Origin of the sequence: uncultured Slackia sp., from assembly GCF_934630525.1 — a bacterium.
Lineage (GTDB): Bacteria > Actinomycetota > Coriobacteriia > Coriobacteriales > Eggerthellaceae > Slackia.
This window is the reverse complement of sequence record NZ_CAKTVX010000008.1, coordinates 98,649-125,393: the sequence shown is the minus strand read 5'-3', so window position 1 is coordinate 125,393 and position 26,745 is coordinate 98,649. Positions and strand designations below refer to the sequence as shown.

The following is a 26,745-nucleotide window of genomic DNA, read 5'->3' as shown; positions in this document are numbered from 1 at the left end:
AATTTAAACGAACGAGAAAGGGGCATCGACCTGCGCCGATGCCCCTAGATGAGACACACTTTTTGTCCTATATGCCTCAATTTTTTATCGAGACTTATAAACAAAAAGCCGCTCTTATGAGCGGCTTTGGTATTCAAGTGGTGCGCCGTGAGGGATTCGAACCCCCGACGTACTGATTCGTAGTCAGTCCCTCTATCCAGCTGAGGTAACGGCGCGTTGCTTTGTCAGCTCGTCTATAATAACAAGCTTTTCCAGGATTTGCAAAGACTTTTTTGAAAATATTTCTAACTCGATTGCGACCTCGTGTTTTGCATTAATTTTCATAAGGATCAGAAGACTTTGACCTCGAGACAGGCATCGCGAGCGCAAGAGAGTCAAGAATCGTATTCGCCACGAGGCGAACCCGCCTTCGTTACCATACCGCGATTCATCGAAGTCGAAAACGAATCAAGGGAATCACGCTTGAGCAAGCGATGAAACCGAAACGATTTCGTCGCTTGCTGGGCGCGGCGTTATACTTCGATCATGCAAAACGACGCGATACATACCAAGAAAGAGCTCCGCCGGGAGGTACTCACCCGGCGTGATGCCTTATCGGCTTCCGCCCGAGAGCAAGCTTCACGTGCCATTTGCCAGAAGCTCAAAGACCGGCTCGCGAGCCTGAGCCCAGGTTCTACGGTTGCTGTATACGCCTCAATGAAAAGCGAGGTGGACCTCGAGGGATTTATTGCCTGGTGCTATACACAAAAGTTAACCGTGGTTTTCCCTTGCATGAATATGAAGGGTTCTACCCCTCGCATGAATATGCGCTCGGTCGAATACCCTGCTTGGCAGGATAGGAATGTCCCTTTTATCGCCAACCCTCTTAAACGTTATGCGGAAGACGATGAGTCGATCTCTGATTTCCCTGTTTGTGCACCTGGGTCAATTGATGCGGTAATCGTTCCCATGGTCGCATTCGATAGCGACTTTCAACGCCTAGGGTACGGCGGTGGCAATTACGATGAATACCTCAGGTTCGTTTCATGTGAAACACTCCCGGGGGCCGGCGCTAAAATCATCGGTGTGGCATTCGAAACGCAGCGGGTTAATCAGGTTCCAACCGAGCCGCATGATTTGCCTTTGCCGTGCATTATTTCAGCATAGGCACGCTTCTTTTACTGTATTAATCAAATTTCATGCAGACATCGCCAAGCGGCAAGGCATCAGCTTCCCAATGTTTTTGCTGACACGTTCCGCTAACTTCTCTTGCAAATCGACTTTCTAAATAATCCCATGCCAGAGAGCTTTTCTCTATTCATGCACCCTTAGTGTGATGGGACCGTGAATATAAAGGGATTGACGACAGCGTCGACGCATGTGGCCTGGAGGGGGCGACCGCATGCGTCGTACGCGCTCGAATGGGAGGGTCGTGATATGGTTTGGTTGAATGGACTATTCCGCGGTTTCGCCATTCACAATGTGCTCGCCGGCAAGGTAGCCATAGGTTAGTGCGGCTGCATGGCTGGCGCCTGACAGGCTGAACGGATAATCGTCGACGAACCTGCCACCTTGAACGTTTCCAACCGCATACAGCCCCTGGATGGGATTCAGGTCGTCGTCAAGAACCCGTGCGTTTGTATCGGTGACAAGACCGCCCGTGGTGACAAGAAGACGCATGCAGCTTCTCGCTCGTTCAGCTCGATAAAGTTTTCGACGCCGAATTGGAAGATATGCGCCATGATTGCATGGGAGGCGATATCAAGGTGTCCACCGACGCTGATTCCGAGCTTCTGGCCGTCGCCAGTGCTTGCGTGGTTTCCTTTGCAGTCCATTCCTTCGTGAGAGAAAAGGTAGTTACTTGTGGGCATACACGCAGGGGGCATACTTTTGAAGCATCTCGTCGTTATAGCTGTAGTCCCCCGAAGCAAGAATCACACCCTTGGAGGCAGCATAACGCGTGTAGGTGCCATCCTGCAGGTTTTTGCATACTACCGCAGGCAGACACACGGGCAAACCAGTAAGCTATCTCAGCAAAAACATCGTCAACAAGGCTCAAAGAGGTACCGGCACGATGCGTCGCAGGAGATGGCGACGCGGCCATCATGAGCCAATTTCACCAAGTACGCCATTACTTCGGTCACTGACCGTATTCGCCACAGCGGATGCTGGTGCGACCAGCACGAGAAAAGTCCGCTGGAACGAGCTGCAATAGATTCGAGATCATCAAAACCTTGACAGACAAGTTCGTAAATCTCCTCCACCTTATCGAGATAATACGTTCTAATTCGATCAACCTCGGCTCGCACATCCTCGATGGGCCTTCCATGCCCCGGCAACGCTGTGAGCGCCCCCGTTGCCGGCATGCGCTGAAGATTGTTAAGATAGGAACCCAAAAGGTCGCGATGGGGAGTGAAGACGTTGACGCTGGGCACGATTTTCCTCAACACATGATCACCCACCAACATCACGCCCGCCGATGCATCGCAAAGGCAAATGTGCCACTCGTCATGGCCTGGTGTCTCCATGACCTGGAATCGGTAGCGTCCCGCAGCGATCTCATCCCCCTCAACCACTCTTTGAATAGGCACGTTCGCACATGGGGAAAAGCGAACTTGGCAAAACGACTCATCGAGCAACGCGCCGTCAAGAAGCAGCGGCACTGCATCCCTCACCGCACGATACGAGGAGATTAGATCCTCTATAGAAGCGAAACCGGCCAATACGGGAGACCCGACGGGCGCGAGACTGTCAAGCAATCCGATATGATCGGGATGAGAATGCGTTGCCACGACCTGCACGCTTTCCCAAGAACGCCCGCACTCTTTGAGCGCATAGAGCAACGCCTCTCGACATACGGGAAGATCGAACCCCATATCGATCACCAGTGTTCGTTCGCTATCGAGAACAATGTAGCAATTAACAGCTTTCAAGGGGTTGTTCGGGAAGGGGATCACTGCACAGAAAAGTCCTGGCCGCACTTCGTATATATCAGGCCTCATGCTATCCTCGCAATCATCGCATGCCCCCTTCCCGTACTGTCGGAAGGGGGCATGCGCGCTTCTTAGCCGAAGCGGTACTCCACGCCCATGGTGGGCTGGGGCATGTCCCACTTCTCGACGATGGTGTCGCCGCAGGCGATGCGGCAGGTGCCGCATTCCAGGCAGCCGGCGTAGTCGAAGGAGGTGTTGCCCTCCCCGTCGATCTTGTACAGGGCCGCCGGGCACACGCGCACGAGCTTCTTGAACTCCTCCATGTCGGGGTCCTCGACCAGCTCGATGTGGGCGTTCTCCTCGTCCACCTCGTACTTGTTCGCGCTCAGGTACTCGTCGACGTTCACGGTAATGGTCGCGATCTCGCTCACAGTGCGCTCACCGCCTTCTTCATCTCCATGGCGGTCTTGATGAGGCCGCGCTTCTTCACGATGGGCATAATGCGCTTGGCGAGCGGCTGCTGGGGCTGCCCGTCCACGCTGAACATGGCGTTGAACACCTCTTTCACCATGACCGGGTAGTCGGTGAACATGGCGTCCCACTCCTCCATGACGTGGGGCCACTTGCCGAAGGTCCTCAGGTCCTGGATGACGAAGGAGTCCTCCATGCGGCGCTGGTAGCCCGAAAGGCCCGCGGCGCTGACATCGCCGGAGTCCAGCGCCTCCACCGCCGCCTCGGCGGCCATGCGGCCCGAGGCCACGGCGAAGTCCATGCCGCGCACCATGTAGCCGAGGTTCATGCAGAGCATGGCGGCGTCGCCCGCCACGAGCGCCCCGTCGAAGGTGTAGGCGGGGATCATGTTCCAGCCGCCCTCGGAGACCATGTGGCCGGAGTGCTCGACCATCTTGGCGCCGCGGATGATGGGGGCCACGGCCGGGTGGCTCTTGAAGTCCTCCAGCATCTGGTAGACCGGCACGGGGTTCGCGCCGTCGGCCGCCGTGGAGATGGTGGCCACGAGGCCCAGCGAGACGGAGTCCCTGTTGGTGTACAAAAAGCCGCCGCCGACCCGGCCCTTGGTGCAGTCGCCCACGAACAGCATGGCCGCGCCCTCGCCCTCGGGCACGAGGAACCGGTCCTCGATGCGGTCTGCGGGGAGCTCGAACACCTCCTTCACGCCCACGGCCATCTCGTGCGGCTTCGGGCGGGGGTTGCCGAGCGAGCGCTCGGACAGGAGGGCGTTGGCGCCCTCGGCCACGATGACCACCTCGGCGGTGATCTCGTCCTCGCCGGCGCGCACGCCGCACACCTTGCCCGCCTCGTCGCGGATCAGCTCCTCCACGGCGATGCCGCAGATGTACTCGGCGCCGGCGGCCTCGGCCTTCTCGGCGAGCCACTGGTCGAAGGGGCCGCGCAGGACGCTGTAGGAGTCCCTGCCCTCGCGGGCGAGCTCCGCGGAGGTGAAGTCGACGGTCATCTCCGAGTCGGGGCTCAGCATAGCGATGCGCTCGTGGGTGATCTTGCGCTCGAGCGGGGCTTCCTCCTCGAAGTTCGGGAAGACCTGCTTCAGCGCGTGCGAGTAGATGCGGCCGCCGGTCATGTTCTTCGCCCCGGCGTAGTTGCCGCGCTCCACCACGAGCACGCTCTTGCCGGCCTCGGCCGCCACGTAGGCCGCCACGGCGCCGGCGCAACCCGACCCGACGACGATGATGTCGAAATCTGCGTCAGACACTCTTTCTCCTTCCTCTCCCTTGCGGGAGGACGATTGAAACAGAGATGCGGCCCGGCCGATGAGAGCCGGGCCGCCAGAGGAAAGAGTCAGCGGCCGCACTCGGGGTAAGGGTAAGCCGCTGAAACGGAAAAGGCTTACAGGACCGCCACCAGAGCCGGCAGCGCCTCGTTCAAGTCGCCCACCAGGCCGTAGTCGCACATCTTGAAGATGGGGGCGTTCTTGTCCTTGTTGATGGCGAACAAAGTGGCAGCGCGGTTGCAGCCCACCATGTGCTGCATCTGACCAGACACGCCCACGCCCACGTACACCTTCGGGGCCAGCATCAGGCCGGACACGCCGATATAGGTCTCGCGCGGCATCCAGTCGACGCCCTCGGCCAAGGGACGGGTGCAGCCGCATTCGCCGCCAATCTTGTGAGCCAAATCATCCAGCAGGCCCAGCTCCTCCTTAGAGGCGAAGCCGCGGCCGCCCGCCACCACGACATCCGCGGCGGGAAGGTTGGTGCCGCAGGACTCCAGGGGGTTCACCCCCACAACCGTGAGCGCCCCATCGGGAACGAGATAGTCCACCTTCTTCACAACGGCACTCTTCTCTTCCGCAACGCCGCCGAGCACGCCGGCTCCAACCGTGTACAGGGCGATATTGCCACGTACCTCGCACAGACGATGGCCCACGCCGCCGAAGTACATCTTGTCGGCCTGGTTATCGTTCAGGGAGAGAATATCGGTCACGACCGAGGTGCCGAAACGGTCGGCCAGACGACCCGCCACGACCTTGAGCGAGCGCGTGGGCTCGACGAGCACGATAGCGGGCTCTTCTTCGACGACAATCCCTTTGACCGTAAGATAGGCGTCATCTACCGTACGATCCTCGGGCACATCGATGCAGAACACCTTGTTCGCGCAACGCAGAGGGCTGTCAGGGTCGAATACGACAAGCGAGACCTCGTCTGCCAGCGTGTAGGCACCGGCGCACAAATCGCGTGCAGCGGCATCGTTTTCAGCTAAGACCAGTACGTTCATAGCGATTTTCGCTCCTTTCCTAGAGGGCCGACTTGAGTTCGGCGGCAAACGCGGCCACGTCCCCACTCACGGACATATCGAAGATCTTCATCTGACGCTCGGCCGGCTTGATGCCGGCAATCGAGAGGGTCTCCACCGTCGCCTCGGGGATGGTGGGGGCGGCCACCAGAGAAGTGGGCTTCTTGCCGGCGGCCAGGATGTCCTTCATGCCGGGGATGCGCGGCAGGGCCGCATCGGGAACCACGCTCACCACCGCGGGCAGTGCGGCGCGCACGGTCTGAACCACCGTCTCCAGCGAGCGATCGCACACCACCGTGCCCTGACCCTCTTCCAGTGCCACCGAACACGCGGCCGTAACGACGGGAAGCCCCATCGTATCGGCCAACTGCACGTCCACCTGCTGGGCGTAGTTGTCGGCCGAGCCGTCGCCGCAGATAATGAGATCGGCCTGCAAATCGGCGATCATGCCAGCCAGCAGCTTCGCCGTAGCGTGGGCGTCCAAGTCGGCGCAGGCATCATCGGCCATGAGCACGAACTCGTCAACACCGCGGGCCAGGATGTTCTTCTTCAGCTTAGAGTTGTCGGCCTTGGCATCGGCCACGGACACAGCCACCACGCGGGCATCCTGAACACCCTCAGCCAGTTGGACGGCGGCCTCGATGGCGTTCAGATCGTAGGAGGACACCACACGGGGGGCCTTCGAGCCATCGATGGTCAGATCGGGATTGACGACGAGATCCTGGTCGTCGGCCACGATCTTAATGGGTACTGCAACGATCATGTGCACAAGCCCCTTTCTGGGATACGCGGAAACTGCTATTTGAACTTCTTCTGGATGGCACGACCGGCAATGTGGACCATGATCTCGTCGGTGCCACCGCCGATGCGGTACACGCGGATGTCCTTCCACAGACGGGAGATGCGGCAGTCGTTGGTGTAGCCGATGCCGCCCATGACCTGCATGGCAATGTCGCACACCTCGAAGGCAGCACGGGCGCAGAAGCGCTTCACGATAGCGGAGTCAATCTGCACCGGGATGCCGTTATCGACTTCCCAGGCGCAGTGGTACAGCATGTAACGCATGGCCTCGATCTTGGAATACATGTCGGTGATGTACTCCTGGATCAGCTGGAACTGGCCGATGGGCTTGCCGAACTGCTCGCGCTGAGTGGCGTAGCGCGTGGCATCGTTGAAGGCGCATTCCGCCGTGCCGAGCGCGGAGGCGGCCATGACGAGGCGCTCCACCTCGAAGTTGATCATCGCCTGCATGAAGCCCTGGCCCTCGACGCCCACGAGGTCCTTCTCCTCCAGCTCCACGTCCTCCAGGTGCATCTCGCAGGTGTTGCCCATGTTCCAGCCGATCTTGTCCAAGGGCTCGATGGTGACACCGGGAGTGGGATTGCCGTCCTCGTCCTTGATGGGCATCCACCACATGGTCACCTTGGAGCGGTTGGCCTTGTCCGTGGGATCGTCCTCGGCGTTGCGGGCCAGGCACAGCACGTAGCGGGAATTGATGGCGTTGGTCATGAAGGACTTGCTGCCGTTGATGTACACCTTGCCGTCGCGACGGGTGAAGGTGGTGGCGAGACCCGAGCTATCGGAACCGGCACCGGGCTCGGTGAAGCCTAGCACGAAGCCGGGATTGCCCCGCTTCACTTCGGCGAAGCACTGCTCCTGCTGCTCGGGGCTGCCGAACTCGATCATGTCGCGTAGGCTGAGAGCCTGGCCGCCGTACACATAGGGCGGCAGACCGTTCTCGCACATGCGCTCGATCACCATGAGCAGGGTGGTGTAATCCACCGGGGTTCCGCCGTACTCCTCGGGAAGGCCCAGCAGACCGAAGCCGTTCTCCATCAGGATGTCGGTGAACTCCTTGGGCCAGCGATGGGCCTCATCGCACTCACGCAGGTAGGCCTCGCTGCAGTGGCGCTCCATAAGCTCGTCGAGACTCTCGAGCAGCAGCTCCTGTTCTTCAGTCTTACGAAAATCCATAACATGTATCCTTTCCGTCAGGCAGCTCTTACTTTTGAAGGGCTGCCTTTTGCCTTTCAAATTCCTCGATGATCGTCTGCTTGCGAATCTTGCCCGCATCATCGCGGTCGAAGGCCTCCACTACCATGAGATAGCGGGGCTTCTTATAGCTGGCGAGATGCGCTTTGCAATGCTCCTGCACCTCGGCCAACGTCACTTCGACTCCCGGCTTTACGGTCACCACCGCGGCCACGGCCTCGTCGTACTCGGCGTCTTCGGTGCCGAAAACGATGCAGTCCGTGATGGCCGGGTGAGCGAGCAGGCACTGCTCAACCTCGCCGACGAACACGTTCTCACCGCCGGATTTGATCATGTCCTTCTTGCGCGACACAAGGTAGTAATAGCCCTCCTTGTCGCGGCGCATCATGTCCCCCGTGCGCAGCCAGCCATCTTCCGTGAACGCCGATGATTGCAATTCATCCAAGTGGTAATAACCGTCCATGACCGTCGCGCCGCGCAAGATGGCCTCGCCGATGTCCCCCTCGGCAACATCGTTGCCATCATCATCGACCAGCCGCATCTCCACGTGAGCCATGGGACGTCCGATGCTCGTGAGTACCGGAGAGGCATCCCGAATCATCTGACGATCGAAGCGAACCGCCGTGCCAGCGCCGCTCTCAGATTGTCCCCAGCCGTAGCTCAGCACCGCATTGGGGAACCGATCGAGAATCAACTCGTTGATGCTGGCTGTGGTCAGACCCGCAGAAGTCTGGACGAACCGCACAGACGAGAGATCGTAGTCCGTCTCCCCTACCCCCTCGAACAGACGGAGGTAGATTGTTGGTGGCATGATCAGCAGATGGGTGACCCCGTAATGCTCCATTTGAGTCAACAGCTCGTGGGCATCGAATTTCCCGCAGAGGATCAGAGTGGCGCCGGCACTGAGGCTCGTGATCAGCCATCCATGACCGCCATGGTGCGAGACGGGACTCTGCACGAGCACCGTCTCGCACTCACGTTCGCCCAATCCGATCATCTGCCGGAGACTGTCGGCCTCAAAAAGATCGGCACAATGGGACCGGCACGCCCCCTTGGGAATACCCGTGGTGCCTCCAGTAAACTGAATGCGCGACCAAGCGCCTCCGCCTCCGACGAGGGGGACGCGCTCTCCCTCCCTCTTCTGGGCCAGGAAGCGAATCTCTTGGCTCGAAACCGTTTGCACCATAGTCCGATCCCCCGAGATAGCGCCCTCGGCTTGCCAGGGCAATGTCTCGATCTTCTCGGCCACAATCGGCGCATACACCAGAAGCTTGGCATCGGAAAGCCTCAGCAGAGTGACAATTTCCTCGGCAATGAGCCGTTCGTTAAGGGGTACGGCCACTGCTCCGAGCACCTGCACCGCATAGTACAACTCTGCGATGTCGAGACCGTTGGGGAGAATGTAGGCCACATGATCCCCCTCCCCGATCTCGTACTCATCGCGAAGCACGCTGGCCCAAGCTTGAATGCTATCCCACAACTGGCCATAGGTGAGCTGCCCATCACCGTGAATCAGTGCTATTCGCTGGGGAAACGTTTCGGCATTTTCTTTGATCGGCTCTGCAATATGCTTCCACTGCATTGGTCAAACTCCTCGACTAGTTAACGTTACGGTATCGAACCATTGCTCCCTATTCAGCCGAAGGCGTGTACTTCGCGACTGCGCCATCCTCGATCAGGCCGTCGATCTCCTCAGCGCTATAGCCGAGATCGGTCAGAATATCCACGGTATCCTCGCCGCCATGGGGAGCCTGACGCCAGATTTTACCCGGGGCATTCTTCACTTTGGGGACGATGTTGCTGACATAGAGGTCGCGATCGAACAGGTTGGCGTGAATCTTGATGATGGACTCGCGGGCCTTGTAGTGCGGATTCTCCAGCATGTCCTCGAACTTCATCATGCACATCGCCGGAATGCCTGCCTTGGAGAAGATGGCCTCCACCTCCTTGGCCGTGTGATCCATGCAGAACTTGCCCAGAACGGCATCCCAGCGCTTGCCCTCAGGGGAGAAGTCGCGGTAGATCGGCGCCACGGGGAAGTCATCGGAACCCCACTCCACGCCCATGATCTTGCAGGCCTTCTCCATGACCGAGGCGCCGAAGACGAGCAGGTACACGTAGTCGCCGTCACCGCACAGATAGCTGTTGTAGCCCGCCGTGTGGCCATTGAAGTTACCGGGCTTGAACTTCATCGGATGGTCGTCATCGTAGTTCCAGGCGCCGATGGCCTTGTCGCACATGCAGCGCAGCACGGACTCGAACTGGGTCACCTCGATGCTCTCGCCCTGACCGGTGCGCAGAGCCTTGATGTAGCCGGCCAAGCCGCTGCCGAAGGCCATCAGACCCGAGTAGTAGTCGCCGACGACCGCCGAGGCCGCGCGCGGAGCCTCGCCCTCCGCATAGTTGGCGTACATCATGCCGCCGAAGGCCTGGGCAATGGGATCGTAGCTGGCGCGGGTCACATAGTCCTCGTCGCCCCACAAGCCGAAGCCGCTGAGGTGGATAATGACCAGCTTGGGATTGGCTTCCCACAGTACCTCGTCGGTCAGGCCCCAACGCTCGTAGGTGCCGCCCTTCGAACCCTCCAGGAAAATATCGACATCAGCCAGAAGCTTGAGGAACACCTCGCGACCTTCCTCGGTGCGGACATCCACTTTCAAGCTGCGCATATTGCGGCGGTCCTGCTCCAAAAACAGCGGTTCGCCAGATCGATCAATGGGATCGAAGGCGGCCGGCTCGATCCATACCACATCGGCACCATGGTCGGCGCACATCGTACCGAAGAAGGGGCCAGCGACCGACACCGCCTGAAATGCGACTTTGACACCGCTCAGCATGCCGAACTCAGGAACATCACTCTTCTTTGCCATTGTTTCCTCCTTGAAACAGTTGACCTACTATCGGAAAGCACGGACTGAACAGTCGTTAGCCGATCAGACCCAGCGCCGTCCACCACGGAACGCTCGCCGCAACAGCAACCATATTGATCAGGATGTAGGCCCAAGCACTGGGCATAACGTCCTTGTGATCCACTTTGCCCTCAGCAATGCCCTCTGCAGCCATCACCGTTGGCAACTGGAAGGGAAGGACGTAGACCATGGCGGCCATAGAGGTCACAAAGGCGATGATGAGGGGGCTCACCGGCGCGGCGGCCAGCAGCGTGACGAACACGGCCGCCGACACGGGGCCCTGCACCAGACCGAACATAAGCAACGTGGTGACAACGCAAATGATAAGCAGCAGTACTACCGGCGTATTCGCAAAGATCAGCACGGCGGGGGCCACCAAGCTCGAAATCCAGGCACCTACGCCAGTCGTTCCGAGGAGGCCAATAAGTCCCAGGGTGCCACCAACCATGATCACAATCGGCCACATGATCTTGCTCATAAAATCGGCAGGAGAGAACAAGCCACAAGCAGACATAACGATCCAGGCAAGCAGTGCCACCGCATAGGTGGGCACGCCGTGCATACTCTCGGTCATCCAGGCCGCCACCGCGACGATAAGAATAACGAGAGCGGCGATTTCCTTCTTCGACATAGGACCGAGATTGTCGGCCATGGCCTTGACCTCAGCCTTGTCGAGCTTCTTGCCCTCGCCCGGCGCGGGCTTGTAGAAGAACAGCGAGAACAGGGCGGCGAGCACCACCACGATGACGCCCCACAGACCGAAGATCTTCAACCAATCGAGCCAGGAGACCGGGTCGGGCGTCAGAGCCAGGATGATGCCCACGACCACACCACCGGTGAGGAACATGCATCCGCCGAAGTTCGTGATGATATTCGTCACGCTGAACAGGCCCGTCATGCCCTTGCTCTTGGGAGCATAGCCCATCTTCTCTCCCACCATGCAGGCCAAGGGAATCAGGATCGTGCTCTTAGCCGTCGTGGAGGGCACCGCCGGGGCGCACACCACACTGGCGAGTGACAGGCCCCACACTTGTCCAGCATAGGTTCCCGGGAACAAGCGCATGACGTTGATAGCCAAACGGTTCAACAGCCCACTGTTGCCAAGCGCCGTGGCCAAACCGAAGGCACCGATGAGCAGCCATACGGTGGCTCCAGCGAAGGAGCCGAAGGCCTCTGCCGTCGTCCCGCAGCCGAAGGCCACGGACAGCACAAGAGCCAGCACGCAGCTCAAAGCGTTGGGGATCAACTCGACAATCATCATCATGACCCACCAGATAAAGATACCGAGGAAGATCATGCCGGTCTTTTCCAGCCCCGGGAACGGCTCGATGAGGCCGAGCGTAACCGAGAGGGCGGTGACGATTGCGAATGCCACCAACTTGATAACATTCTTCTTTTCCATACTTCTCCTTAACTTTTCCCGTTAGATACGGTCGGATTCTCACTCGCCGAAACCCCTTGTGCTTCTCCTCCTTGTCCCTCAGATGACCCCTTGCGAGCCGTTACCGAGTGGTAACCTGAATCCGTGCTTTGAAAATTATCAAAAGGCCTCTAACAATTCATCAACGTTGAGCAGTCCCCAAAACGGGGTTTTCGTGTTCCTTCACACCCAAACGAGAGGCGCGTTAACACTTTGTTAAGGGGAATGTTACTTTGTTAAGGTATGTCGCCCGGAGAAAAGGAGGGCTTCTTGGCCAGCGAACTTTCGATCAACATTCTCGGCGTGCCTACAGTAACCCATGACAGTGACGTCATCGTCGTGGCTCGCGCCCGCGTGCGGGCGCTTCTCTGGCTTCTCGCCGCCGAGGATCGACCCCTCAATCGTGAGCGCCTGGAATACCTCCTGTGGCCCGAAGAGACAACGAAAGTGGCTCACCGCAATCTGAGCACGCACATCTCCTACGCCAAGAAGGCCCTCGGCGCCGAAGCGCTGCTCGTCACGGGAACCACTGTGGCCCTGAGCGATGCCGTGGACACCGACCTGCGCCGCTTCAACGCCTTAGCCGCATCAGAAGCGGCCGACGACGCCCTCGGTGCCCTGCAGTTGGTCTCGGGATCGGTACTGGAGGGCTTCGTCCTGCGCGACAACGAGGTCTATGAGCAATGGCAGACCGCGTTTCGCCTCATGTTCAACCAGCGCGTCGTAAGCTTGACCTTGCGTACAGCGCGCGCACTCATGGATGAGGGACGCGCCGAAACAGCGCAGCGCATCTTGGCCCAAGCTCGCAAAAGCGACCCTTTCAACGAGGAGATCTGCTGCTTGACCATGCGGGCATTGTGCGATCTGGGGCAGCGATCCGAGGCCATCGGGCTATACCACACCCTGGTAGAATCCCTCAGCAGTGAGCTGGGAGTGCCGCCGGCCGACGACACCGTGCGCTGCTACCAGGAGATCATCGGCAGCAACAAGACCTATCTGCCCTCAGTCGAAATGTCACTGGCGGCCGACGACATGCAGGACATGCCCTTTGTGGGCCGAGAACACTCCCTGGAGTTTATCTGTACCCACCAGCAGGCGCAGTTCTTGCTCATTCAGGGAAAGTCGGGCTTCGGCAAGACGCGCCTTGTTCGCGAGTATGTAAACACCTCGGGCGTGCGGGCATTCTTGGTACAGGCCATCTCCCAAGAAGCGGCGCTGCCCTTCGCGCTGGTGCGCTCGATTCTCCGCGCCGCTCTCGCCTCTTCGGCCGAGCCACTTTCCCCCAGCGCCCTCCCCCTCGACGAGCGGGAACTGAAGGCGCTGCGCTTCCTGCTACCCGAGCTGCACACCGCCGGTATCGAGGCCAGCACCGAGCTGACCTCGTCCCATGAGGTCGCCTCGGTGCTGGGCGCCGTCCTCGATATGGTGTGCCGTCACAGGGAGACCGTGCTGCTCATCGATGATATCCACTACGCGGATTCCTCGTCCCTCAAAGCGCTCAAGCACCTCTACGCTCACCAGTCCTTCTGCGTCCCCCGCGTCATCGCCACGATGCGAGCCTCGCTGGCCGGCCCCGAACTGTTGGCGTTCCTCAACGATATGCAGCGGGCCGACCCCACGACTATCCTGGAACTGGGCAAACTGACCAACGAGAGCATGAGCATCCTGCTGTCCTACTACTATCCCGACATCGATCAAGCCACCGCAGCGAAGCTCATCGCCCTGGCCGACGGAAACCCCTACTGGCTCAAGTGCATCATGCAGGGCCTCGACGACGGATACACCGAGTTCTCGGGCGCCAATTCCCTCTTGAACCTGTTCAACCGCTCGCTGCGGGCACTCAGCGATCCGGCCCGGCGCGCCGTGTCGCTGTTGGCGCTTCAGGGCGGGTGCTGCGATTTCGAGCTCTTCGCGCTGTGGTGCGGAGAATCGTACCCCTCCCCGATATTCAACGAGCTGGCCGCGGCCCGCCTCGTCTCGCGCAACGATCTGGGCCAGGTGCTCATCGCCCACTCCAGGATCCTGGACTTCATCGTGGAGAGCCTTAATCCCGGCCAACACGCCACCATGCAGCTCGAATACGAGCTGGCCTGCTCGCTGGCCGCCTACTATGACGGCGCGGGCTCGGCGGCCCTCAACATTGCCGATCACTTCATGAAGAGCAGTCATCCCGAAACATCGCTGCCCTATGCTATCGCTGCGGCCAACTATCTCGTACACGTCGACGACATCGCTGGCGCCATAGGCCACTACAAGATCGCCTATCGCTACGCCGAGCAGGAGGAGAAACTGCGCATCGCCCTCATCCTGATCAAGTGCTATCTGGACACCGGGCAGCTCTACGAGATGAACCTGTACGCCCAAAATGCCCTGGACTACGCCACCGAGCACGGCTTCGAACCCTACATTCTGGCCCTGAGCGCCTCCCTCGCGCTCACCCAAGTGCCCGAGTACCACGAACTGCGCACCTACATCTATCCCAGTTACCGAATCGATCTCGATCCGACAATTCTCGAACGGCTGCTTCGGGCCAAGACCCTTTTGCACTCCACCGACGACAACCGCTGCCTTTCGGCGTTCCTGTCCATCCTCATCGCCTCCTACGCCATTATGGACGGCAATGTGGAGATGGCCAAAAACGAGCTGCGACTCACGGTGAGCGCCATGGTGGGCCTACCCGAGAGAATGCAGCGCTCCTACCTTCCGCTGCTGCACCTCCACAGCGTGGTGCTGCTGGTCACGGCCCTCAACAACACCGACGACAACCAGCTGGCGAGCGCCATACAGGCAGAGCACCATTTCTACGACGATGTGCCCCTCAGCGGATTCGCGCTTCCCCTCATGGAGTCCCAGGCCTTGAGCGCCATTTTAGCCGGCCAACAGGAAGAGGGCGTGACACTCATGGAGCGCGCCATAGCCCTGGCCCGAGAGATGCCATCATTCGGACCGCTGACCACAGCCCTCCTCGTACAGGCCATGCTCGTGCACAAGGAGAACCCGTTGAAGTCCTACACCTTGAACCACGAGGCTTATGGCCTCGCGAAGAAGCATGGGCTGCGCTATTGCCTGGTGCGCGCCTTGGTGGGCCTCATCAAGACGAGCCCCTCGCCAGAAGACGCCCGGGCCTACTACAGCGAGCTAGAGGCGTTCTGCCAGGCGGTTGGCGATCAAGGGCCTTTGCGGAAGGTGAGCAACGAGGGCACTGACTCGGATGCCGAGGTGTCAGATCAGCGAAAGAGCTGAAGTCCTCCCTTCCGAGTTCCCCCGAATTTTCCCTCGCCGGGATGCGAATCCTCCTGCAGCGCGGGCTGTGCCCGCGATTCAACCAGCATCGACCGACTGTTCTCGTTGAGACGCGGGCACAGCCCGCGCTGCGGAGGAGATGCCCGCGCAGGGGCGTCGTCACTCCGGGATTTCGGCGGCCATCGACTCGATGCGGCGGACGCGGTGGTAGACGGCGCTCTTGGAAAGAGGTGGGTTCGCGCGCTCCCCAAGCTCCTTCAGGGACGCCTCGGGATAGGTGACACGCAGGCGGATGAAGTCCTGCAGGGCCGGCGACAGGATCACGTGGTCCAAGGTGGAGGGGCACACATGCCCCTGGGCGTTCACCAGCCGCTCACAGATGGCGATGGCCTCGGGGAACGACCCGGTGGCGTCTTCCAACGCGGTGAGCAGGAGGTTCCCCAGGCGTGGTCGCGGGCCACGGCGAAGCGGTATTTGAGCGCCCGCACGAGCGGGTCGGAGGGGTCCTTCGCGAAGGCGACGAGGCACTTGCGGATGTCGCCGGGGGGCGTGGCGTCGGCCTCCTCGCGCAGCACGCCGGTGCTGCCGCCGTCGTCGGCCATGGCCACCACGGCGCTCGTCTGCACCCCCAGCGACAGCAGGGTGCGGATGGAAACCGGGGCCCCGGTGCCGCCGCCGATGACCACGGCGCGCAGGGTCCGGTCGTGGGCGTCCAGGCCGCCGAGGTGCGGCAGGGCGCTCTTCAGGGCCGAGAAGGCCGCCGTGGCGGCCGGGTCAACCCGAAAGGCGTCGGTTCGTTTGCCGGCTTTATTGGCGTGCGGCCTGCGGGCCAGCTCGCCGTTCCGGCGTGCTTGTCATGCGAAATAACGGCATCCCTCTAATCTTCGCGCCTTGACTCGATACTGCGAGCTAGGTACAATATGCGTTACTAAAGCTGGAAAGCCTCTCTTTGATGCGCAACTCCAGCTCTTTTTATATCCAGAGGGTGAAACATGAAATACGCCAAGAAGTGGATTTTTCATAGATGACCAAGTCGATCTGCTGACGAGGGGCAAGGATCTCGGATGCAATAACGTCGATGATCTCAAAAGATCCTTGGAGACCATCGGCTACTACAGGCTCTCTGCATATTGGTTCCCGTACAAGACCTCCTCGGGCGACGGCAAGACGGTCTTCCGCGAAGGCACTACCTTCGACGAGATAATGCGGACTTACGAATTCGACAGAAGGCTGCGCCTCCTGATGTTCGAGGCGGTCGCGAGAATCGAGGTGTTCCTGAGAAGCCGGCTTGCCTATTTCGCCGCGAAGGAAGACGGGGCGTTCGGGTATCCCGATTCCGCAAGGACCAAGCTATCCCGGGAGTACTCAGCCGCGAAGAAAAGCGAGCAGTACATCAAGCACTTCGCGAATACGTATGGCGACGAGCACGACCTTCCTCCCTACTGGATGATGGTGGAGTGCGCCACCATGGGCACGCTCGAGCTCTTGTTCTCGAAGGTTTCGCTGAGCACGAGAACCGCGGTAGCCTCGGATCTTGGCGTGAAGGTCCCCGTATTCAAGAACTGGCTTTCCGTCCTTCGCGTCACCAGGAACGCATGCTGCCGTCATTCTCGCGTCTGGAACAGGGAGTGGGGCGTTTGCCCCAAAATCCCGAACGCATGGAGCTGGTCCGGAGTTGCAAACGGCAGAACGTTCGCTGTCCTGTCGGTGATTTACCAGCTGCTCGCAAGGATCGGCGATGCGGCCGAGCCATGGAGGGGCGAACTGGAGAGTCTATTCGAGGACTTTCGGGACATCGGTTTGGACAAGGTCGGTGTTCCAAGCGGCTGGCGCGATATGACCCCGTGGTCGCGATCGGAATGACCCCCAAGCGCGACATCCTCCTCGACTGGCGGTTCTGCGGTATCAGGTGAGTCATTCCCAAAATCGCGAATCACCGAGCTGATTCGCCCGAATTGCGCACGAATCAGCCCTTCGGCGACATAGCCTGGCACAACCTGGCACCATACGGGTTCGTTTAATCATTGATGCCGAATCGTTAATTCCTATCTCAAATGCTGCATTTGTGGCCGCCGGGCACACCGACGAGTTCAGGCACGAGATCGCCGCCTGCTCATCTCGACGGGCAGGCCCGTGACGAAATGCTGCAGGGAGCTCGAATTGGCGGAGAATTACCTGTGCGATCTCGAACGCGGTGACTTTATCGAGCGGATGGCGTTCTACATCGCGGAGATAAATGCCCTCCATCCTTTCCGCGAGGGAAACGGAAGAACGCAGCGTATATTTGCGAACCAATTGGCCCGACAAGCGGGCTGGGAACTCAACTTCAAAGCCATCAGCCCTGAGAGACTATGCGAAGCTTATATTTCCTCAATGGTCGACATGAGCGACTTGATCGATCTTCTCAATGATACCGTGAGCCCAAAGGAAAACTGAGACGCTGATTTATCGGCACAGGGCCTTCTCGCTTAAGCGCTGGCGCGATACGCCGGCCAGCGAATAGACGCCTCAGGTGCTGCATTGCACGACCCAGCCTGTTCGGCGGCTCGCTCACGGTATCGCCCTCGCTCCTTATTCCTCTCGGAAACAGCCGTGGCACGGCAGTAAGCCGTGCCACGGAGGGGAGGGTAAGACAAGGAGCGAAACGCTAAGCCTCCATCAAATTTTGCACAGCCAGATAGGCGAACGTGATGGCAGCAGCCCAATCACCGCCATAGACATGATGGGTGTACATACCGCCAGCCCACAGACCACCGGCGCATTCGCCAATCGCGTAGAGACCGGGAATGACATCTCCCTCGGGCGTGACAACTCGGGCGACCTCGTCGGTATGCAAGCCGCTACACGTGCTGAGCAGCGTCGGGCCCTCGTGGATAGCGTAGAACGGCGGCGTATCGAGCGGATAGAGGAACTCCTTCTCAAACAGCGTGTCGACGCCGGCCGCTGCATCGCGCGTGGTGCGCTCGAACGTTTCCTTCAGAGTCGCAGCGTCGACGCCCATCTTCTCCGCGAGCTCCTCCACCGTGTCGGCCTGAATCAAAGCGCCCTTCTCGATCATCTGCCCGATCACCGCCACCGACCCATCGGCGATAGTTGGATCCATGGACAGATAGGCCGTTTTGAGCTGTGCGGCCGCTTGGGGATAATTGGCATCGAGAACCGTCCAGCAACGTCCGTGGGTCTGGTTGATAATGGCGGCGCCTTGCATGCTGACGGGCACCTCCTCGTTCATGAAACGGCGACCCTGTTCGTTCACGCGAATCCAGGGAATGAAGAGGGCCGGGATGCCCATCATATGCGCATCGACTATACCGTAGCTGTTGAGTAGGGCCGAATGGGGCGCGTCGTCTTCCGCGGCTCCTACCGCAAGGCCCATCTCGTGCCCGTCGCCGGTCACACCGACGTTGGCGAATTGCACGGCGGCAATCGTGGCGTAATCGCGCGGGCGCATGTACTTCTTCATGCGCTCCATGTTCGCCGCATAGCCGCCCGTCGCCAACAGGACTCCCTTCGACGCGTTAAGCTGTGTATACGCGCCGTCGCTCCCCTTCACGACAACACCGGTCACTGCACCGTTCTCGTCTTGCACAAGCTGCACGGCAGGCGTGTTGAAGCGAATCTCTGCACCTTGGGCCAAAGCGAGGTCGGCAATGGATTTGTGGACGTCAGCCAGCCGCTGAGTTCGTCCCCCAACCCACGTGATGTTGGCGTTGACGCAGCGCGTCCAACCCTCCATCATGATCCCGGGGAAGGCGGGGAACGTCGGCTCGGCCTCGATGCCCGCCGGCACCAGGGCGTTGTCGTAGAGCCAGTCGAACGCCTCTCCGCTGTGATGATAGAGCGCCGCGAGCTTTGACGCGTTGGCCCGATAGGCACTCGAGGTCATGAGGGCCTCCATGAAGTCCTTGAAGGTCGGACAGGTAAACTGGTGCTGCTTCTGAACCTTCGAGTTGATAGCGAAAATATCCCCGGGATTGGCAGCAGGGGTGCTCATCTTCTCCACCACCAACGTCTTAAGCCCGTTTGCAGACGCATAGGCTGCGGCGGCCGAACCAGCCGCCCCCATGCCGACGATAACCACATCCCAGTCTTCCGTCTGGGCGATGTCAGTCACGGGCTCGGACTCGAACGCTACCTCACCTTGGGGTGGCAACCAGCACTCGTACTCGGCCGTCGGATCCACGGCGCCCGTATCGGGCACGTCCGCAGTCTTGGCCTCTTCCTGCTTATCAGCATTCGGCGCACAGCCGAACATACCCGCGGCACCCAAAAGGGCCGCTGCCGTCATCGATCCTTTCAGGAACGTCCGCCGCTCCATATTCGCCCCATCGATGCCATGCACGTTCGTCTCACTCATGTCGATTCCCCCTCCTTCTCGCCCTCCGTAACGGGCGATCCGATCATTCCCGATTAACCGGGCTGACGGAAACATACGAGGAGGAATCTGACGCGTCATCGCTTGCGCTAGGGGAAATCGACGTATCACCCAGATTTGGGTAGAAGGCTCCCATCAGGCATTTTAATGATTTCAACCAAATCATCGCGGGAATGGATGCCGATCTTGGCATAGATGTGCTTTACATGGGTGCGCACGGTATCCTGCGAGACCATCAGGCGCCGAGCCGCCGCGGGAATGCTCCACCCTTCGCTCAAGCAAGTAAGAACCTCGGTCTCCCGATCGGTCAGCTGGTAGACATCTGCTATGGCCTGACAGCGTTCATGGAGCTCATTCTCGAGGGAGTTAGCCAAAAGCGGCGTCACGGCAATACGCTTCACAGCGAGTGCCTGGGGCTTCTGGAACGACCACGATTCACGAAAGCAGACGATAAAGAACAGATACGAGCAGAGCGAGAGAACCACGAACCGATCGATGTCCCTGTCACCCGACGCATGTATCGCCATCGACGCGGGGGCGATTCCGAGAAAAAACGCGAGGAACACGAGAAGTGCCGCACCCCAGAATCGCAGAGACCGCACACGGGGATCGCCAAGGCACTGGCTGAGCACATAGAACATCATGCTCACGTTGACCGTAAATGCGCCAAGCAGTACAGCGGCAGTCGCTCCCACCAAGGCATCGCCGGCGCATACCAGAAAACAGTAAGCCAATGCCGACAGGACAACGCAGACCTTCGCGTAAGAATAGATGCTCCGTAGGCATCCAAGAGCTGGGGTAATCGTCAAGATGATGGTCAGCGAGAGCAGCGAAAGAATATAGAGCATCGTATAGCTCGCACTCGCCAAACTCGTGGGATTCATTACAATGGGGCAGATCATTCCACCGGCGAACAAAAGCGCGGTCGTCGATCCCAGCACCATGGGAAGCCGACGTCGATCCTCGGCTCCCTCTGGCAATACCGTCTCGTATTCCGTCAAAGAGGAAGAAAGACGTCGATGCGCGATGTACCACACGAGGGAAACCAGGCAGCAGAGGGCGGAACCGGCGAGGGGGAACCTCTCAATGGGAAAGAACACAACAAAGGCGGCGATAAGGGATCCGGGGACGGCATGCTTCCAGAAATCGGTCTCGGAAGTGGCCCGGCAGTAATCGACAATGTACATGAACCCCATGGTCGATGCGACAGATAGAAGCACGGCGGAGGGAATGATCTCAACGAGCCAGAATCCACCCAAAGCTGGCACAATGGCGTGGGCAGCGAAATACCACGCAACACCGGCAAGGAACAGGACGCACGTGCGCAATGGTGAAGCCCAGTTCTCCATGGAAAGCGGGCGCATAACCGTTATCTGCGAGGCTATGCCCAGAACAACGAGCACCGCAACTTGGACGATCGCACAAACGATGAAGACCTGCCCATCTGGTTGTGCGTTGATCCGAGCAGGGATGAACGTGAAACCTGTAAGGATAATGGTCAGATTGGCGCACCAATGGAGAATAACCCAGCCATTCCCCAGCTTATAGGAAGCCGAAGGCTCCTCACGACCATCAGTCATGGCATACCTTCCTCACAGCAACGTTGTCGAAATGCCGCACTGAATCGCAAAAGTCCAGACAGCGAAAACCTCTTCTCCCATGCAAGACGAGATGCCCGACGAGCGGACGGCAAGTAGCGTCTACGGCGAAGAGCGCCTCCCATCATACACGATGTGGACCAGCTTCGCGCTCGGTGCGCGACCTCCCGCTTATTCCAGCGGCTTGTCCGTGCCTGGGGCGTTCTGGATGGTGCGCAGGCCGTTTGACGGCGGCTCGCCAAGGGGGAACCAGTACTTCCACGCCTCGAAGGGATGGCGCCCTCCACCCGGTCCACGTCCCTAAAGGCGTCCTTGGGGACGATGGTGTGCAGCTCGCGGCCGCTTAGCGTGAGACTCGTGGGGATTCCCTGAAATGACCGGGGCGATAAAGGAGGTAGCAGTATAATGATTCATTAATGCGGGCGTGGTTCAATGGTAGAACTTGAGCTTCCCAAGCTTACAACGCGGGTTCGATTCCCGTCGCCCGCTCCATGGAATCCGAAGCCAAGGACATGTTCCTTGGCTTTTTTTGTTTACGAAAACGTAGCGGGACTCGAACCCGTTAAATGCTCGCAAGTCGATTAACGAAACAGCTGAAACGGGCAACCACCCGAGAAGCCATATTAAAAAGCCCCTTACGGGGCTTTGATGATGCTTTATTTTGCAGCGCCAATGCGGCAGATGGTGGTTCCGCAATCGGGGCACTTACCCTTGGTGATCGGCTTACCGTTCTTGGTAACGCCCTCAACAGGATCCTGCATTTCCTTTTTAGCCTTGCATTTCACGCAGTAAGCCTCGATAGCCATAAGTAACCTCCAATGGTTCATTTGGCAAGCGCTCTATGGGCGCTCCTTAACACAACGGCCTTCCACAAGGCCGTTTGAGTACCAGCATATAATACCGTATTTTCTAGCCCCTCACCTCGCGATTCGATGCCGGAGAGAATAGGAATCGCCTGGGGCAACAAAAAAGCCGCCGAATGGCGGCTTTTTTCATAGGCTAGATATTCTTCAGCAGCTCCACAACGAAATCGGCAGCCGCATCGACGCTCTGGGAATCGATGTTTTCCACCATATCGTTCGCTTGAGCGTAGCGAGCCGGCGCATAGCCGTCCATACCAACAAGCGACACGGCTTGCATGCGATGCTTCGCGGCGTAGCTTGCAGGGCTTTCTTTCCAATCGATGGAAGCACTTGCCAACTGCACGCCCGATGCCTGAGACGCCTTCTTAATGAAGCGCTTCATGCGAGGCGAGCATTTAGCCTGAGAGAGGTCGCCTTCATGCTCGAGGTAGGAAAGCGTGCCGCCGCCCAATGCCTCGAGGTTCACAATAACGGCGCCGCGCATTTCGGGCGCATGCTCGGCAAGGAACGCCTTGATGCCGCCATTGTCGGCGAGCTCGGAGCCAAGGGCAACGAACCACACCTCAGTGTTGATGTCACCGGCCGCGAAAGAATAAATCTGCTGAATCTCTTCGGCGGTTTCGATCTTATCGCCCTCAGACGTGGCATGGCGCAGCGCAGCTTCGTACGCCGAAGCGAACGAATCGGACGAAACCGAAGCACCCTGCGACACCGCCGGCGTTGCGGGAGCAGGCGCGGGAGCTTGTTCGGCCGCATCTGCGGAAGCAGCCCCGTTCGCTTCGCCCAAAACGCGCGCACGCATATTCGAGAATGCGCCGCCGTTCCAATCGTCGTCTTCGTCGCGGAAGCTCTCCCAGCCACCGCGGGCTTTTCCAACCTCGCGTGCGTCGAAATCGTCACCCACGCCGAGCCACTCGGAAGCGCTTTCCTCTTCTTCCTTCTTCTTGCGGCGGAATTTGCCGAAGAACTTGCCGACGCGCGACTGGGGCATTTCGACATAGCCGGGGCCAGCGAATGCACCGGTCTCGGTGAAATCGCCCTGGAAAGCGGAATCGTCAGCGTCGTCGATATACATATCTTCTGGCTCGACGCCCTCGAGGAGCTCGTCGCCCACAGGCTCAGCGCCAATGGAGCTAATGGCTGAGAAAGAACCCGTGAGGCTCACGTTGGAGCGCTGCTCTGCAGAAGGCACCTCGTAGGCACCAGCGCCAACAGCAGGCGCGGCGGGCATGGAGGGCATTGCGACGGTGGCGCCCGGTGCCGGAGTTTCGATTTGGGGAACCGACGTCGAAAGCAAGCTCTTCGCGGCTTCGGTGCCGCGATTCTCGGCGGCACTGGCAAGCGGGGCACGCTGGCGCAGTTCATCGAACGAAATAGGCTTCGGTTCAGGCGCTACCATAGGGGGCAGTTCAATACGCGGCAAATCGACCACGGGAATGTTCGCCGAAATGACCTTCGCGGCGGGCTGGACCGGAGCGGCGGCTTCGGCTCCCTCGGAAGCATGAGCGCTTCCAGCGATCGCTGCTTCGTATGCAGCAACGCCCGATTGCTGGGCCGCCACTTTCTCGTCCACTGCGATATCCACAGCTTCAGCAGCCGTCGCTTCGACAATCACGCGAGGCGTGGTCGCACGCTCGGCCTGCACGGCGGAACGATCGGCGGGCGGCTGATAGTACATCATTTGGGGAAGGCGCGTCGTTGCGGCGGCGGGGCTCACGGGAGCCTTGTCGGCAGCGGGCTGCTGCGCTTCAGGAAGAGGTTTTTCCGAAGCGGAGACGGGCGCGGCTTCGATTTCGGTTTGCGTAGGCTGATTCTCCTGGGTGAGCTCCTGCGCAGGATCGGCCGCCGCAATAACAGGTTCGGCGGCAACGGGCTCGGCAGGCTTCACGGCATACATATCGGCGGAAGGCTTGGGGGCTTCAATTTCCTGGGACTCATCAGCGACGGACGCAGTCAAGGGTCCTGCAGCGCGCGCGGCGGGCGCAGCGGGAGCAGCCGGTTCGGATACAACCAGTTCGGAGGCAGCAACAACCGCGGGAGCGGCAGCCTCATCCTGAGCCTTTGCGGGTTCGGCAGCGGCAGTTGCCTGAGCAGCACCCGTCGGGTAGTCGGCAAAGCGAGAACGATACGTATCGTCCGCGGCGGCCTGCTCATTCGATTCGACCATCTTCTCGCGAGCTTTCTCGGTCGCCTTCTTATACCAATCGGGCACCGACGCCGGGCGGCTCGCGGCCGCAGCTGCAGCAGCGCTCGCCGCTTGCGCCTCGGCAATACGTGCAGCCTCGGCGGCTGCGGCCTCTGCCTCGTGGCGGGCGCGCACGCGCTCTTCATATGCGGCGCGCGCATCGGCGGCCGCTTCTTCCTGAGCATGCTTTTCGTTCAATTCGGCAGCCTTCGCGGCAACCTCGGCAAGAGGGCCTTCGGGAGCGCCGGTCAACGCGGCCATAGTTTCCTTGCGCTGCTGCGCGGTATCGGCGACGATGGGACCGTCTTTCAGCTGTACCAGGTTGTCGGAAATGCTCGAAGGCTCACGCTTTTCGGAAACGAAAGAGACATCTTCGCCGGTAGCAATAGGCGCATCGGCCGAAACTTCACCATTGCCAAGGCGACGGGCAACCTCAAGCATAACGGCAACGCCGGAAGCGTTATCGTTTGCGGCTTCCGTGAAGGGGCCGAATTTCTCGAGCAGGGCGAACACGAGCAGGACAGCGCTCGGAATAAGGCATACGCCCGCAAGCACAGCGAGCACCAAAGAAGCAGCGCCTTCGGAAAGCACGACGCCACGCAGAAGCGTGAACACTGCCGCGACAACCATGCCGCCAAGCGCACCATAACGCAGAGGACGCAGCGTGCGAACGAAGACGCCGGCGGTTTCGCGGCGCACCTTGCCGCTGTCGTAGTTAGCAACCACGATAACCTTGCGGCGACGCGAACCCGCAGCGTCGCTCGACTGGGTGGGCTCATATTTCGCGACGATGTTCTGGCTCACGCCCTTCGTGAACGCCTGCGAAAGAATAGGGTGGTCGAGCGCTTCGCAAATGGCAATACCGGCAGCGGCCAGGGCCAGCACGGTAGCCGGAATAGCGATAACGGGCAGAATAATGCCGAGCAACACCGCGACGATTGCCACGCCATAGCAAATGATCGGCGTCATAAGCGCGTTGGAATTACAGGTGAAGTCTTCGATTTGCGCAGATAGATGGGCATCTTTTTGCAGACGCTCGGTAATATAGAGCGCCGCTTGCTGCTCCTCTTCGGTTCCCGCGGGACGCGGCCCAATTTCTTGGGAGAGGTAGGCTATATGATCCATTGGTGTGCTCATGTTGCACCTTTCACAGACTTTATTCGTCATGATGTGGGCATATTCGTTTGAAAGTATACTCCATCAGCCGCGAATGCCGAGATAATCACGAAGAAACGCATCGCACGCAGCCGCTTGGGAGCGTATTTCCATATATTGCTGGCGCGAATCGCCGAGCGATTCGTCGAGCGCCGCCACAATGGGCGCTTCTGTGGTTTTGGGAAGCTTGGCCGCAAGCTCGGCGGCAGCGGCATCGCATTCGTTGTACTTTTCGTTGTTCGAATCGGCGGTCGCCTTATCCTGCACATAAATCGCTTCGTCGGACGCGATGGCATAAGCAATCGACTGCTGCCGCGCTGCAATATAGTCGTCGAACGGGCCATAATCGGCGGGATACAAGGCTTGCGCTTCCTCGAATTGCGACGACGCTTGCGTCAAAAGTTCACGGGCCTGTTCGCATTTCTTCTGGGAAGCGCGCGTGTTTTCCTCATTGGTATCGGTCACCAATTCGGCGGCCTCTCGTAGAAGCGCGTCGGCGCCGAGCACGTTTTCCCAGCACGACGCCATGAGGCTCGAAGCCTGTTTGGCCGCTTGTTCCTCAGTAAGAATCGCCTCGGCGAGTTCGAGCATGGTTTTTCGCGCGTCGGCCGAAGACGCAAGCTGATTGGCGGCCTTCTCGTCGTCGCCCGAAACGCCTTCTTTGGCCGATTCGGCAAACGATTTTGCCGCGGAAAGCTTCACGTTGACGTCGGGAATCTTGCCCACCACATCGGGAATCTTCGACTCGTCGAGGTCGTCGAAAGAAGCCACCACCAATTCATCGGCAGCGAGCACGACCTCATCGGCCGAGGTAAGCTCGCTGAATCCTTGGCTGAGCAGCGATTTGTGCTGCTGGTTGTCTTCGTATGCCGCCGAGAACACGTGCACCGCGAACGCCGAAGCGCCCGCGAACGCTGCGAGCGCAAGCGCAAGGCCCACCGCGCGCCACGCCCGGCGCGCCGTTTTGCGGCGTTTAATTTCAGCCTCGGGGTTCGCAAGCGCACGGTCTCGCGCCTGGGCGCTTCTGTTTCGGCGGTCGGAAATCGACAGAGCAATGCCCGCAACGTCGGCGCCTGTAATGGGCTGCTTTTTCGAGGAAGCGCTCTGCGCACGCTTCGACTTCCCTGAAAAAACGTGGGGCATGGTAAATGAAGGGGAAGTGCCCGAAGCGCCCAGCGACGCGTCTTCTTCGTCTTTTTGCGCGCTGAGGCCGCCGAGCACCGAAAGCGACAGCTCGTTGGACGTTCCCTTGGTATTTCTTTTCAAATGGAGGTTGGCCGCAATGGTGCGGTGCTCCCCAGTATGGGCCTTTTTCTTCATGCCG

20 protein-coding genes, 2 tRNA genes and 2 pseudogenes are annotated in these 26,745 nt (G+C 59.5%); 5 read left to right on the top strand and 19 right to left on the bottom strand.

Annotation, left to right across the window (positions count from 1 at the left end; genetic code table 11):
* Positions 1-138 precede the first annotated feature (138 nt).
* Positions 139-215: transfer RNA gene (locus tag Q0D41_RS07725), tRNA-Arg, on the bottom strand.
* A 310-nt stretch (positions 216-525) separates the two neighbouring features.
* Between Q0D41_RS07725 and Q0D41_RS07720 the strand changes: the two genes are divergently transcribed.
* Positions 526-1,146, top strand: a complete 621-nt coding sequence (locus tag Q0D41_RS07720) for a 5-formyltetrahydrofolate cyclo-ligase (RefSeq protein ID WP_294377511.1) — start codon at positions 526-528, stop codon at positions 1,144-1,146.
* A 288-nt stretch (positions 1,147-1,434) separates the two neighbouring features.
* Here Q0D41_RS07720 and Q0D41_RS07715 read toward each other — a convergent pair whose 3' ends face one another.
* The 11 genes from Q0D41_RS07715 to Q0D41_RS07665 all read right to left on the bottom strand — a co-directional run bounded on the left by Q0D41_RS07715 (position 1,435) and on the right by Q0D41_RS07665 (position 11,984).
* Positions 1,435-1,659, bottom strand: a complete 225-nt coding sequence (locus Q0D41_RS07715; protein ID WP_294377508.1) for an FAD-binding protein — start codon at positions 1,657-1,659, stop codon at positions 1,435-1,437.
* A gap of 177 nt (positions 1,660-1,836) precedes the next feature.
* On the bottom strand, positions 1,837-1,995 hold the full coding sequence (locus tag Q0D41_RS07710) for a hypothetical protein (protein WP_294377506.1): 159 nt from the start codon (positions 1,993-1,995) through the stop codon (positions 1,837-1,839).
* Positions 1,996-2,024: 29 nt separating this feature from the next.
* Positions 2,025-2,981, bottom strand: coding sequence for an MBL fold metallo-hydrolase (locus Q0D41_RS07705; RefSeq protein WP_294377504.1), 957 nt, complete (start codon positions 2,979-2,981; stop codon positions 2,025-2,027).
* 62 nt (positions 2,982-3,043) lie between these two features.
* Positions 3,044-3,343 carry a 4Fe-4S dicluster domain-containing protein gene (locus Q0D41_RS07700; RefSeq protein ID WP_294377502.1) on the bottom strand — a complete coding sequence of 100 codons (300 nt, stop codon included), beginning with the start codon at positions 3,341-3,343 and terminating at the stop codon, positions 3,044-3,046.
* Positions 3,340-4,641 (bottom strand): FAD-dependent oxidoreductase, encoded by a 1,302-nt coding sequence (locus Q0D41_RS07695; RefSeq protein WP_294377500.1) that lies wholly within the window; start codon positions 4,639-4,641, stop codon positions 3,340-3,342. Before Q0D41_RS07695 ends, Q0D41_RS07700 begins: the two co-directional genes overlap by 4 nt.
* 134 nt (positions 4,642-4,775) lie before the next feature.
* Positions 4,776-5,663 carry an electron transfer flavoprotein subunit alpha/FixB family protein gene (locus Q0D41_RS07690; RefSeq protein WP_294377498.1) on the bottom strand — a complete coding sequence of 296 codons (888 nt, stop codon included), beginning with the start codon at positions 5,661-5,663 and terminating at the stop codon, positions 4,776-4,778.
* Between the two features lie 19 nt (positions 5,664-5,682).
* Positions 5,683-6,444 (bottom strand): electron transfer flavoprotein, encoded by a 762-nt coding sequence (locus tag Q0D41_RS07685; RefSeq protein ID WP_294377496.1) that lies wholly within the window; start codon positions 6,442-6,444, stop codon positions 5,683-5,685.
* A 35-nt stretch (positions 6,445-6,479) separates the two neighbouring features.
* The gene (locus Q0D41_RS07680; RefSeq protein ID WP_294377494.1) at positions 6,480-7,655 is read right to left on the bottom strand and encodes an acyl-CoA dehydrogenase; all 1,176 of its coding nucleotides are present in this window, start codon (positions 7,653-7,655) and stop codon (positions 6,480-6,482) included.
* Between the two features lie 28 nt (positions 7,656-7,683).
* Positions 7,684-9,255 (bottom strand): class I adenylate-forming enzyme family protein, encoded by a 1,572-nt coding sequence (locus tag Q0D41_RS07675; RefSeq protein WP_294377492.1) that lies wholly within the window; start codon positions 9,253-9,255, stop codon positions 7,684-7,686.
* A gap of 49 nt (positions 9,256-9,304) precedes the next feature.
* Positions 9,305-10,543: a CoA transferase gene (locus tag Q0D41_RS07670; protein ID WP_294377490.1), complete on the bottom strand. Its 1,239-nt coding sequence runs from the start codon at positions 10,541-10,543 to the stop codon at positions 9,305-9,307.
* Positions 10,544-10,598: 55 nt separating this feature from the next.
* Positions 10,599-11,984, bottom strand: coding sequence for an SLC13 family permease (locus tag Q0D41_RS07665; RefSeq protein WP_294377489.1), 1,386 nt, complete (start codon positions 11,982-11,984; stop codon positions 10,599-10,601).
* A 288-nt stretch (positions 11,985-12,272) separates the two neighbouring features.
* Between Q0D41_RS07665 and Q0D41_RS07660 the strand changes: the two genes are divergently transcribed.
* Positions 12,273-15,245 carry a BTAD domain-containing putative transcriptional regulator gene (locus Q0D41_RS07660; protein ID WP_294377487.1) on the top strand — a complete coding sequence of 991 codons (2,973 nt, stop codon included), beginning with the start codon at positions 12,273-12,275 and terminating at the stop codon, positions 15,243-15,245.
* Positions 15,246-15,404: 159 nt separating this feature from the next.
* Here Q0D41_RS07660 and whiA read toward each other — a convergent pair.
* Positions 15,405-15,563: pseudogene (whiA, locus tag Q0D41_RS07655) on the bottom strand (DNA-binding protein WhiA); the annotation flags it as partial.
* Positions 15,558-16,078, bottom strand: a pseudogene (locus Q0D41_RS07650) (2-phospho-L-lactate transferase CofD family protein); the annotation flags it as partial. The pseudogenes whiA and Q0D41_RS07650, both read right to left, overlap by 6 nt.
* Before the next feature lie 262 nt (positions 16,079-16,340).
* Here Q0D41_RS07650 and Q0D41_RS07645 point away from each other — a divergent pair.
* Both Q0D41_RS07645 and Q0D41_RS07640 read left to right on the top strand, forming a co-directional pair.
* Positions 16,341-17,108 carry an Abi family protein gene (locus tag Q0D41_RS07645; protein WP_294377485.1) on the top strand — a complete coding sequence of 256 codons (768 nt, stop codon included), beginning with the start codon at positions 16,341-16,343 and terminating at the stop codon, positions 17,106-17,108.
* A 171-nt stretch (positions 17,109-17,279) separates the two neighbouring features.
* Entirely contained in the window at positions 17,280-17,681 is a 402-nt protein-coding gene (locus Q0D41_RS07640; RefSeq protein ID WP_367113828.1) for a Fic family protein, read from the top strand.
* A gap of 211 nt (positions 17,682-17,892) precedes the next feature.
* Here the strand turns inward: Q0D41_RS07640 and Q0D41_RS07635 are convergent, their stop codons facing one another.
* Together Q0D41_RS07635 and Q0D41_RS07630 are read right to left on the bottom strand one after the other, a co-directional pair.
* Positions 17,893-19,602, bottom strand: coding sequence for an FAD-dependent oxidoreductase (locus tag Q0D41_RS07635; protein ID WP_294377483.1), 1,710 nt, complete (start codon positions 19,600-19,602; stop codon positions 17,893-17,895).
* Positions 19,603-19,727: 125 nt separating this feature from the next.
* A complete protein-coding gene (locus Q0D41_RS07630) occupies positions 19,728-21,200 on the bottom strand; it encodes a helix-turn-helix transcriptional regulator (RefSeq protein ID WP_294377481.1) in 1,473 nt (490 codons plus the stop codon).
* A gap of 436 nt (positions 21,201-21,636) precedes the next feature.
* On the opposite strand from Q0D41_RS07630, the gene Q0D41_RS07625 reads away from it, so the two are divergent.
* Positions 21,637-21,710: transfer RNA gene (locus Q0D41_RS07625), tRNA-Gly, on the top strand.
* Between the two features lie 164 nt (positions 21,711-21,874).
* Here the strand turns inward: Q0D41_RS07625 and Q0D41_RS07620 are convergent.
* The 3 genes from Q0D41_RS07620 to Q0D41_RS07610 form a co-directional block, all read right to left on the bottom strand.
* The gene (locus tag Q0D41_RS07620) at positions 21,875-22,024 is read right to left on the bottom strand and encodes a DUF5679 domain-containing protein (RefSeq protein ID WP_170151664.1); all 150 of its coding nucleotides are present in this window, start codon (positions 22,022-22,024) and stop codon (positions 21,875-21,877) included.
* Between the two features lie 193 nt (positions 22,025-22,217).
* Positions 22,218-25,403: a hypothetical protein gene (locus Q0D41_RS07615; RefSeq protein WP_294377479.1), complete on the bottom strand. Its 3,186-nt coding sequence runs from the start codon at positions 25,401-25,403 to the stop codon at positions 22,218-22,220.
* A gap of 63 nt (positions 25,404-25,466) precedes the next feature.
* Positions 25,467-26,741, bottom strand: coding sequence for a hypothetical protein (locus tag Q0D41_RS07610; protein ID WP_294377477.1), 1,275 nt, complete (start codon positions 26,739-26,741; stop codon positions 25,467-25,469).
* Between the last annotated feature and the right edge of the window lie 4 nt (positions 26,742-26,745).

Excerpts from the sequence above, each read along its gene's own strand:
- Q0D41_RS07720 (WP_294377511.1), top strand. The coding sequence starts at position 526 with ATGCAAAACGACGCGATACATACCAAGAAAGAGCTCCGCCGGGAGGTA.
- Q0D41_RS07715 (WP_294377508.1), bottom strand. The coding sequence starts at position 1,659 with ATGCGTCTTCTTGTCACCACGGGCGGTCTTGTCACCGATACAAACGCA.
- Q0D41_RS07705 (WP_294377504.1), bottom strand. The coding sequence starts at position 2,981 with ATGAGGCCTGATATATACGAAGTGCGGCCAGGACTTTTCTGTGCAGTG.
- Q0D41_RS07690 (WP_294377498.1), bottom strand. The coding sequence starts at position 5,663 with ATGAACGTACTGGTCTTAGCTGAAAACGATGCCGCTGCACGCGATTTG.
- Q0D41_RS07685 (WP_294377496.1), bottom strand. The coding sequence starts at position 6,444 with ATGATCGTTGCAGTACCCATTAAGATCGTGGCCGACGACCAGGATCTC.
- Q0D41_RS07680 (WP_294377494.1), bottom strand. The coding sequence starts at position 7,655 with ATGGATTTTCGTAAGACTGAAGAACAGGAGCTGCTGCTCGAGAGTCTC.
- Q0D41_RS07675 (WP_294377492.1), bottom strand. The coding sequence starts at position 9,255 with ATGCAGTGGAAGCATATTGCAGAGCCGATCAAAGAAAATGCCGAAACG.
- Q0D41_RS07670 (WP_294377490.1), bottom strand. The coding sequence starts at position 10,543 with ATGGCAAAGAAGAGTGATGTTCCTGAGTTCGGCATGCTGAGCGGTGTC.
- Q0D41_RS07665 (WP_294377489.1), bottom strand. The coding sequence starts at position 11,984 with ATGGAAAAGAAGAATGTTATCAAGTTGGTGGCATTCGCAATCGTCACC.
- Q0D41_RS07635 (WP_294377483.1), bottom strand. The coding sequence starts at position 19,602 with ATGAGTGAGACGAACGTGCATGGCATCGATGGGGCGAATATGGAGCGG.
- Q0D41_RS07630 (WP_294377481.1), bottom strand. The coding sequence starts at position 21,200 with ATGACTGATGGTCGTGAGGAGCCTTCGGCTTCCTATAAGCTGGGGAAT.
- Q0D41_RS07620 (WP_170151664.1), bottom strand. The coding sequence starts at position 22,024 with ATGGCTATCGAGGCTTACTGCGTGAAATGCAAGGCTAAAAAGGAAATG.
- Q0D41_RS07615 (WP_294377479.1), bottom strand. The coding sequence starts at position 25,403 with ATGAGCACACCAATGGATCATATAGCCTACCTCTCCCAAGAAATTGGG.
- Q0D41_RS07610 (WP_294377477.1), bottom strand. The coding sequence starts at position 26,741 with ATGAAGAAAAAGGCCCATACTGGGGAGCACCGCACCATTGCGGCCAAC.